The following is a 9,803-nucleotide window of genomic DNA, read 5'->3' as shown; positions in this document are numbered from 1 at the left end:
TGATTTTCTTAACCATTTTAAAAGCTCTTTGTAACCGGAGATATCATTAGACACATCTGAATGGGATATGAATTCCTTATCTAACTTATCTGTTAGAAAACCTAGAGACAATGATAAATTCAACTTAGAAACATCAATACCTAAACTTTGTTTTAAACGCTTTGCCATATCATCTATTTAAAGCTTGAACTTTCTTTATCATCTTTGCTCGCATTTGATTCGATCTCTGCATTTTTAGGATCTAGGTACTGTTCAGATTCTAAGAAAATTATAGAAGGGCGGAAAACCTATGAAACGATATCATATCAATGTATCTAGCCGAGACTTCGCTGTCCCTCCTATTTAAGCCTATTATTAATTATCCAAGCTAATAAATTTAAAAGCTTTAGCTTAGGAAGAGTATAAAACCTAAGCGACGATATCTCTTTTTAGTATCTAGCCCAACCACGAAATCACTCTTCCTTTTTAAACTAATTCATTATTCTAAATATCTTATCTTCAACTTAAGAAACAAACATACGAGCCCAACCGTTAGGCATAATTTAAAAAATGAGAATACTACTTAAAATATTACTGATATTTATATTTTCTACTACAATAATGAATGCACAAAATTCAGAAGAACGTTGGGACACTTATATGGCTACATATGAAGATGGAAAATCAGGTTCTACAACTTTGAGAATGGACTTAATCGATTATACGCCAATTGAACATTATGATTATGTCTTGGTTACTGGACTTACATATGAAACCTCTAAAGAAAACGGTTTCCCTGAAAATGAAACTTTTAGTGTTTTACATAAAGTCGCCGATGATTTAATCGAAATTGTAGAAGGGGAAACGGAATTTATATTAGTCGGTTCATTTATGTTTAACTATGAGAGACTGGAGTATTTCTACATTAAGGAGCCAAAAAATATTATTTCAAAAATTGAAAAATTCTACAAAGACAATTATCCCGATTATAAATTTTATCTGAATGTTAAAGAAGATAAAGAATGGACTTATTATCGAGATTTTTTATATCCAAATGAGGAAATTAAAAATTATATGGCTGACCAATCTGTATTGCGGAATTTGGAGGAGGCCGGAGACAAACTAACAAAGGCAAGGCGGGTTGACCATTGGTTATATTTTTCTGAAGAATTAGAAATGAATAAATGTCAAGAAGAATTAACTAAATCTAACTTCAAAGTCCAAAATGCTGGAATCAATAAAGAAACTACTCTACCTTATGAATTACAAGTTTGGAGAATAGACAATGTTGATATTGATTCTATTTATCCAATTACCTCTAATTTGAGAATCGTAGCACAGAAGTATGGCGGAGAATATGACGGATGGGAAACGTCAGTAGAACGGGAATAAAACTATGCCTAACAAAACCTAAACGTAATGCTGAATTTAAGGCAAAATCGAAAGGTCTGTGTATATTTATGAAGTCGCTAAATCTTATGGATTTAGCTTTGGACAAGAAAAAATAAAACTAAACAATAAGCTTTAGCTTCGTGCTCAGACGGAAACGAAAAGTTTCCTTGCTTCCGCACTACGCTTAGCTAAATCGTTGTCATTAATTTTAAAGCAATAGAAATTAACTTCAAAATTTTAGCCAGATTTATTTTGCTATGCTCTTTCGTAAATCCGACAGATGAAAAAATCGCATCTGAATATGAAGTGGAAAACGCAATTGGAAACGGGAATTGTGGAATCGAAAACGTGACATTAAAAACGGAACACATTGAGAAAAAACGTAAGTTTCTTTTCTGGGACTTGGGACACAAAAAAGTTATTTTAATCGACCGAGTTTTTGATGAAAACGAAGAGGTAGTCTTAGTAAGAAAATCTGCTTTTATGAAAACGATGGACTCTGGAGAGGACATTCGATTTCGGAGGGTAAGGCTAAAGAATGGCGAAATTTGGGTATTCAGATATAACCGGAAAGGAGAAAACGAATATATTGAACGCTATGATTATTGTGGAAAATATATTGGAAAAAGAGAATGGGAATCGGGAGATTATTATAAGAACGTGGAAAAAACTAATGACAACAATGCCTATAGCAAATAGGGCATAAAGCGCTATGTTTAAAGGCTTTGACGTGTTTGTTAAGTCCGCCAAATCTTTTGGATTTGGCAATTAAAAAAGAAAAAACAATTACAAAACAAAAAGCTCTGGCTCGCAGACCAGATGGAAACGAAAAGTTTCCTTGCCTGCCCTACTTGCCATAGCCGAGACGTTGGCAAACATTATGAAATCAGGACTGAATTCCGATTTTTACTATCCAATAATCAAGTTTATCGCCAATTATGGATTGATAATTGGCGGACTTTTTATTCTGTTATTTGGACTGTTAGCAATGAACAAAGCTAAAACTCAAATGGACATAACCACTGAGGGAAGAAAAGTTATGGTTGAAGTTATAGAATCTCCTCCGGACTGCGAGCGAATTGGACGTAGAGGTGGATTTGCAAAACTTAAATTCAATGGTAAGGTTTTTAATAAAAAAACAGGACATAAATTTTGCAGTTTGGTAGAAGGAAAAAAGAAAATAACAATGCTAACAAATGCAGAAAAAAGCAAAATAATATTTTTAAACGAATACGAAAAAGAAAACAACTGGATAGCTGGAATAGGTCTATGTTTATTCGGAATAGTCATTGCCTATAAAGGATGGAAACAAGAATAACGTTTGCCAACAATACCTATAGCAAATAGGGCATAAAGTGCTATTTTTAATGGCTTGGGCGTGTTTACTAAGTCCGCCAAATCTTTTGGATTTGGCAATTAAAAAAGAAAAAATAATTACAAAACAAAAAGCTCTGGCTCGCAGACCAGACGGAAACAAAAAGTTTCCTTGCCTGCCCTACTTGCCATAGCTTAAACGTTGGCATTAATTTGAGAAATGGATAAAATTTTAGAAAGAATACTTAAATTTTTTGAAAATAAATCTATCCATTTTGGTTTAAGGACTTCTATATTTATCATTTCTATTTTTGTTTTAACTACTTCTGATTACTATTTTAATTTCTCTTACGACTATCATCTGGATAATAAAATTGAAAAATTAGAATCAATTGACAACCTAAAGAAAATATATAAAACAGATTCTCTAAAATTAGCCGAACTGATTGAGTTAGAAAATCGCATTTTTAAAAGAAAGCACTATTCTGACCGATTACGGAATTTAGATTTGAACCAAATCAATATTTTCAAAAAATCGGACACAACCGAAATTAAAAGTCCAGTTATTAAAAACGATAATACTATAAACAAACCCATTCGCTCATTATTTTGGATGACTTTGACATCTGGTTATTTTTTCATTATTCTAATAATTATGCTTATAATTTTGCCATTTAGAGGTTACCCTCATAATGAATTGAAAAACGTATTAGGCTCTATTGCTGGAATCATAATACTGATTGGTGTAATCGGATTTTTAACTTGGGTTGGGTATAAAATTCCTCTCATATCTTCAAATCATCCATATTTGAATTATATATTAAATGCTATTTTACAATCAACTTTGATTTATTTAATATTTTGGTGGAACAAGACAGGAAAAAACTAATGCCAACACAACCTATAAACAATACGGGCTTAGGGCTTAATCGCTGGGTTTGTGTATTTTTATGATGTCCGCAAAATCTTATGGATTTTGCTTTTTAGCGGGACAAAGAAAAAAAGAAAACCAAAAGATTTCGCTATGTGCGTGGCGGAAAGCAAACGCTAGTTTGCTACCGTACTGTTCATAGCTCAACCGTTAGCCACAATCAAAATAAAATGAAAATTTACCTAAAATTTTGCCTTTTACTGTTATTTATAGGTTTGGGAGAACTATTTGCCCAAACCGCTCCTACTGACATTATAATTGGGAAAGCCTATGAAATACAATCAAATTTCTTAGAAAAGCAGCGTTTACACATACAAGTTTCTACTCCTACGAATTATAATAATTCGGAGGATTTGTATCCAGTCCTTTACATCCTTGATGGACAATGGTTTTTTCCTCATGCTTTGAGTATTCGGGCTGAGCTCACACATCGTAATGGTCCTAGGCATACTCCAGAGTTCATTATAGTTGGAATCACAACAGATAATGACAACAGATGGGATTGGGGAAGAGAAAATGCCTCTTCTTTCTTGAAATCTATTGAATCGGACCTAATTACATTTATCGACAAAAAATATAGGACTTCTGATGAACGAATCTTGTTTGGCTGGGAAACTACTGGGGGATTTGTTATTCAAACTTTATCTCAAAAACCTGAATTGTTTTCGGCCCATATAGCTGCAAGTCCCGCTCCATTATATGGTGAATATTTTGAAAACCTTGAAAGTGAATATTTATCACTAAAAAGGTTCTTGAACGAAAACAAAAAATTAAATACATTTCTGTATATAGGTGAGGGAGAGTTAGACTATCCTGTTTTTTATGGCACCAAAACTTTAAAAACGCTCTTAAAAAAGGAAGGACCCAAAGGCCTAAAATGGCATCACAAAGTTATAAATGAATCAACTCATGAAATGTGTGCCTACCGAACTCTTCAAGATGGACTCAAGGAATACTATAAGTTTTATCATTACTTAACTTTTAAGAGTAAAGCGGAATTTGAACAACTCGGCGGCATAAATTATATTAAAACATTTTATGAGAAAAGACAGGCACAACTGAATATAACAAATGATGACGATTCCAAACATGCCACAAGGAGAAATCTAACTTTTGTGGCCATTTCCGAAAATGATTATCTATGGTTTGATTCTTTATTTACAATTTTCGAAAATGATGGTCTTTTGGAAAAATCATTCGCGCCACATTTAGTTGATTATGCGCAATTCTACCTCAAACATGAAAACTCGGAACAAGCAAAGGAAATATTGTCATTCGCAATTGATAAATATCCGGCTAATGCACAGCTTCAAAATGCACTTGGTGACCTCTATGCAGCAAATGGCGACTATAAGGCTGCTAAAAAGCATTATGAAAAGGCGGCTGAAATAGGAAATAAGAACAATGATTGGAGAATACCAGAGTACTACAAGAATTTGAAAAAAATTAGGGACAAAGAATAACTGTGGCTAACATAGTATAAAAATAATAGCGGTTTAATCGCTAAAACTAAAGTAAGTAAATATAAAAAATGTCTGTGTTTAACTGAAAAGTTAGTGCAATAATATCCGCTACTATTCTTATACGATACCGTTGTAAACAATATGAAGAAAATTATAAGTGTTTTTTCTAATATTTTGGCAATTGTCGGAGTTATAGGGTTTTGGAGCGGCTCTTATTTTTATAATGAAAATACAGAAATCCCTTTGGGAGATATTAAAGGATTCGTAGTAGATAAAGAAAATAATATATATGTTGGTAGCGGTTTTTATGAGAAAGTTCAGGTCTATGACGAGGATGGAAATTTTCTTAAGAACTGGGATTTAGAGGCATATGGCGGAACATTTACAATGAACCTGACCGAGCATGAAGAAATTCTTATTACTACTGCAAGAGGGAATGAACAGATTTGGTTCAATAAAAATGGGAGGATTCTGTCTCAAAAAAAAATTGGTAACGGAACCTACGAGGAGTCTAAAAGAGACTGGCGAACATTTACCACAAAGGAAAATGTTCAGTATGAAATCAAAGGAACAATATTCCATGAACTAGTTCGTCTAAATCCAAAGAAAACTATAATCAATCAAAATCTATTTCTGCAAATTATAAAAGGACCTTTCAATATTTGGCTATTGATTGTTATTGGCGGTATTATTAGCTATCTATTGAAAGTAAAAAAATAAATACTGTTTACAACAAAACCTATAAACAATACGGGCTTAGGGCTTAATCGAAAGGTTTGTGTATTTTTATGAAGTCCGCAAAATCTTTGGCCCCGAAGAATCGGGGTTGCTTTGGACAGGAAAAGAAAAAACAAAACAAAAAGATTTCGCTATGTGCGTGGCGGAAAGCAAGTGCTAACTTGCTCCCGTACTGTTCATAGCTCAACCGTTGTAACACATTAAAGGAGATATAACTTAATAACTTTTTAAAACTGATGATTAATGAGTAATGGTATAAAAATTATAAGAACTTGGAAAGGCTGGACCACAATAGAAAATGGACCTATTTATGAAGATATGCTTATCAATGAGGTCTTTCCTACAGTGAAAAGGAATGGTGTTGACGGATTGGAAAAAGTGAGCATTTCCACAAAGAAAATGAACGATGAAGTAGAATTTTTCCTCGTTCTTCAATTTGACTCAATAGATTCAGTAAAAATATTTTCTGGTGAAAATTATGAAAAAGCATATATACCTGATAATGCAAAACGAGTATTAAAAAGATATGACAGCAAAGCAGAACACTATCAATTAAAAGGAGAGTTATTTTTATAAACAATCACATTAATGATAAGAATATCTAAAAATCTATTAGGAATCTTGATATGGACATTTTTATCCTGCACCCATAATCAGAAACCTGTGGAAGCATCTGAACCAAATACAGCTGACAAAATTATGTATAGAAACATTGAATTCAAGTCACAGGGAGCAATGTTAAGAGGGAGATTATATCTACCAGAGATTAAGTCGGATAAAAGCCCTGTTGTCATAATGGCTCATGGATTTACAACTACTATTAATGGGATGACAGCCGATAAGTATGCGGAGAAATTTAGCAAAGCAGGTTTCGCTGTTGCATTATATGACCACAGAAATCTAGGAATAAGCGATGGAGAACCACGTCAAGAAATTAATTTTTGGGTACAATCCAGAGGCTATATTGATGCAATTGATTTTATTTCTTCTCAACCTGAGATCAATGCCAATAAAATTGCCGTTTGGGGAGCAAGTATGAGCTCTAGAGAGGCTTTTTTAGCAGGTACAATGGACGAAAGAGTTAAAGCTGTAATTATGATGATTCCTGCACTTGGTGAAGAAATACCAATAGAAGATAAAGACCGTAGTTCATATTCTTTTGCGAAAGAAACGCTACTACTTGACGACATTAAGAGTTTACCGCATACAACTACAGAGCAAATGCCAATTGTCTCAATTGACCAATTAGGAACACCTTCAGTATTGACCGATTTAACAGCATATAATTGGTTTATAGAATATGGTGGTCGGTTTGGTACTAATTGGAAGAATATAGTTTCATTTTCAAACATTGAAGTTCCAGATAACTTCAACCTTGGTCAACTTACAGATAAATTAAAGGCTCCAATATTAATGGTTGTTGCGACCGATGATGAAATGAATGGTGCTAATCCTCAAGTGACTAAATATGTATTTGATCATATCAATCAACCAAAAGAATGGTTAGACATTGATGGAGGACATTTTGGATTACTATATTATCCTAGTGAACTATTTGATAAATCGAGTAAGGCGCAAATAGAATTTCTACTTAAATATTTGAAATAAAAACGTGTTACAACAATGTATATAGCGCATTGAAACGCGCCATATACTCACCGTTACCTGTAATTTTGAAAAACACTCTACAAATATTGACCTTATGGATTTTGGGAATCGGAATTGGATTCGCACAATCGGAATTGCCTTTTTTTGAACAAAGTGCGTTTGACTTTTATCGAATGGAAATTCTAAAAATAAACCCGGTAAAAAAAAGAATTAGTGTTTATCGATATTATATGGATTTTCAAGACTCCAATCGCTATTTTGCGGAAGGAGAATGTCTTGAAAATCCCGTTTTTAAAAATCAAATAAAAAAAGTTGATGAGACTGCATATGGACAGAACAATATAGATTCGGACAAATTTGAATTGGACTTTAGCAAGATGGACAAAAAACAATTTAAAATCAGGAAAAATGGACGAGGTAGTTACCCTAAATTATTTATAAGCTATCCAATGGTTTCTGTTAAAAATCCAAAAAGGTTCTTTATTAACGTTTACGAAAATTACGAAAGGCGTGCGAATAACTATCATATTGAGTTAGATGACAAAGGAAAAGTCATCGATTGGTGTAATTCATATCACGAAACGATAGTAATACACTAAAAAAACTACAGGTAACAAAACCTATAAACAATACGGGCTTCGGGTTTAAATGAATGGTTTATGTATTTTTAGATGGTCGCAAAATCTTTAGGATTTTGCTTTGGAAAAGAAAAAAGTAAAACAAAACAAAAAGCTTCTGCTAAGCGTAGTGGCGCAATGGGAATCGTTTCTCTAAAACCGCACTACTCTTAGCTCGAGCGTTAGCTGCAATATGTAAAAACACATGGATAAGGGATTGAAATTGAGTTTGCTTAATTCTTATCTAATTGGTTTGCCATTCGGACTTGGCATCATCGCATTCACAATATTTTTTCCTTCAATGTTTTCGGGAGAGGGGCTGTTAACTTTAATAATGTTAACCACCTTTGCCAGAGCCATTGCCGGACTTGTCATATCATTCGTTCTCTCATTATGGGTAGGGGCCATTGTAGCAAAAAAAAGTATCAACAATGAAGATAAATTGCTTTTAACTTCATTCAAATACTCGGCTTCGATCAACCTAATAATTTGGATTGTTTTCGGCATAATTGCTGCTCTAAGTCCGGAAAACGAATGGAAAGTGGGGCTGATTGCAGTAATCGCATTTGTAATATGCACTCTACTCACCACATTTACAATCGGACTTTTAATTAGTTACAGAATCAGGACTGGAATAAAAAAATACAGCAGCTAACAATGGCTAAAATTCATTGCTTGCGGATTTCCTAAACGGAAATCACGCGCAAAAGGCTATCTTTAGGTTCGGCTGGATTGTCCTTCGGACGAATCACAGCAACGAACCTTAGCCTAACCGTTGTGCTTCATTATGACAAACAAGTAACCAATGATAAAATTATTTAGAAAAATTCGGCAAAATTTGCTTTCAGAAGGTAAAACTGGAAAATATTTGAAATATGCTCTTGGTGAAATTATACTTGTTGTTATTGGAATTTTAATTGCGTTACAGATTAATAATTGGAATGAAAATAGAAAAAGCTCAAAAATTCGCAATAATTACTATAAGCAGGTTGTACAAGATTTAGCGAAGGACACTATTTATATTAACAGAAATATTATATATCTTGATTCGAGTCTTTCGAAATATCAAAAGTATTTAGAAAAATTACCTGAAGCTGAAAGTATCAATGATGTGATACCTCTTATTGGTACACTTGATTGGCAATTTGGTTATTATACTTTCAATACAAACACAATAGAATCTTTAATATCTACGGGAGACATTAAATTAATGCCAGATCAAATTAGGAATGCTCTACTAAATTTGAGAACTACTCAAAACGGAATTATTAAAACTATATCTGGGAATAATGACGTTCACTTAAAGGATGGGCAAAAAGCAATTGGTCTTGGACCTATAAATTATATTTTAAATATAAATCCCAAACTATTGAATCAATTAATTAGGGAGGAAGATATTATTTCAGCTATTAATATCATAAATGGAACTTTTCAATTAAGGGATTTTACAGATAAGAACTTATTAAAGGATCTGCAATATTTATTAGAATCCACAAAAGAATTATCTGAATTAATCAACGAAGAATTAAATAAATAACGAAAGCACAACACTGTATATAATTTATTGCTAGTTCTAGCCTACTTACAAAAATCCTCGCGGATTTTCTATTCGATTTTTATTTACTAAATTACGTGCTTAACCACGCAACAAACCATATACAAACACGTTGGCAGTCATTGAAAAAGACACCTCTACACCGATACAAATTAAATATAAACAATAAAATTTCTTAGAAATAATTTGCGAAACCGAAAAGTTGC

General features: G+C 33.0%; 11 protein-coding genes. All 11 read left to right on the top strand.

The window, feature by feature from the left end; translation table 11 throughout:
• Positions 1 to 549 precede the first annotated feature (549 nt).
• Entirely contained in the window at positions 550 to 1,371 is an 822-nt protein-coding gene (locus JQC67_RS12515) for a DUF695 domain-containing protein (RefSeq protein ID WP_203253140.1), read from the top strand.
• 483 nt (positions 1,372 to 1,854) lie between these two features.
• Positions 1,855 to 2,070, top strand: coding sequence for a hypothetical protein (locus tag JQC67_RS12510; RefSeq protein WP_203253139.1), 216 nt, complete (start codon positions 1,855 to 1,857; stop codon positions 2,068 to 2,070).
• Between the two features lie 181 nt (positions 2,071 to 2,251).
• Positions 2,252 to 2,689, top strand: coding sequence for a hypothetical protein (locus tag JQC67_RS12505; RefSeq protein WP_203253138.1), 438 nt, complete (start codon positions 2,252 to 2,254; stop codon positions 2,687 to 2,689).
• A gap of 216 nt (positions 2,690 to 2,905) precedes the next feature.
• The gene (locus JQC67_RS12500) at positions 2,906 to 3,574 is read left to right on the top strand and encodes a hypothetical protein (RefSeq protein ID WP_203253137.1); all 669 of its coding nucleotides are present in this window, start codon (positions 2,906 to 2,908) and stop codon (positions 3,572 to 3,574) included.
• A gap of 212 nt (positions 3,575 to 3,786) precedes the next feature.
• Positions 3,787 to 5,079, top strand: coding sequence for an alpha/beta hydrolase-fold protein (locus JQC67_RS12495; RefSeq protein ID WP_203253136.1), 1,293 nt, complete (start codon positions 3,787 to 3,789; stop codon positions 5,077 to 5,079).
• Positions 5,080 to 5,220: 141 nt separating this feature from the next.
• Positions 5,221 to 5,799, top strand: a complete 579-nt coding sequence (locus JQC67_RS12490; RefSeq protein WP_203253135.1) for a hypothetical protein — start codon at positions 5,221 to 5,223, stop codon at positions 5,797 to 5,799.
• Between the two features lie 261 nt (positions 5,800 to 6,060).
• Positions 6,061 to 6,393 carry an antibiotic biosynthesis monooxygenase gene (locus JQC67_RS12485; RefSeq protein WP_203253134.1) on the top strand — a complete coding sequence of 111 codons (333 nt, stop codon included), beginning with the start codon at positions 6,061 to 6,063 and terminating at the stop codon, positions 6,391 to 6,393.
• A 12-nt stretch (positions 6,394 to 6,405) separates the two neighbouring features.
• The gene (locus JQC67_RS12480) at positions 6,406 to 7,425 is read left to right on the top strand and encodes an alpha/beta hydrolase (protein ID WP_203253133.1); all 1,020 of its coding nucleotides are present in this window, start codon (positions 6,406 to 6,408) and stop codon (positions 7,423 to 7,425) included.
• A 65-nt stretch (positions 7,426 to 7,490) separates the two neighbouring features.
• Positions 7,491 to 8,024: a hypothetical protein gene (locus tag JQC67_RS12475; RefSeq protein WP_203253132.1), complete on the top strand. Its 534-nt coding sequence runs from the start codon at positions 7,491 to 7,493 to the stop codon at positions 8,022 to 8,024.
• Between the two features lie 223 nt (positions 8,025 to 8,247).
• Positions 8,248 to 8,697 (top strand): hypothetical protein, encoded by a 450-nt coding sequence (locus JQC67_RS12470; protein WP_203253131.1) that lies wholly within the window; start codon positions 8,248 to 8,250, stop codon positions 8,695 to 8,697.
• 150 nt (positions 8,698 to 8,847) lie between these two features.
• Positions 8,848 to 9,579 carry a DUF6090 family protein gene (locus JQC67_RS12465; protein WP_203253265.1) on the top strand — a complete coding sequence of 244 codons (732 nt, stop codon included), beginning with the start codon at positions 8,848 to 8,850 and terminating at the stop codon, positions 9,577 to 9,579.
• The last annotated feature ends 224 nt before the right edge of the window (positions 9,580 to 9,803 follow it).

Origin of the sequence: Aurantibacter crassamenti (assembly GCF_016811105.1) — a bacterium.
Classification (GTDB): Bacteria; Bacteroidota; Bacteroidia; order Flavobacteriales; family Flavobacteriaceae; genus Aurantibacter_A; species Aurantibacter_A crassamenti.
Note: the sequence above shows the minus strand (reverse complement) of the source record. Positions and strands in the feature narration are given on the sequence as shown.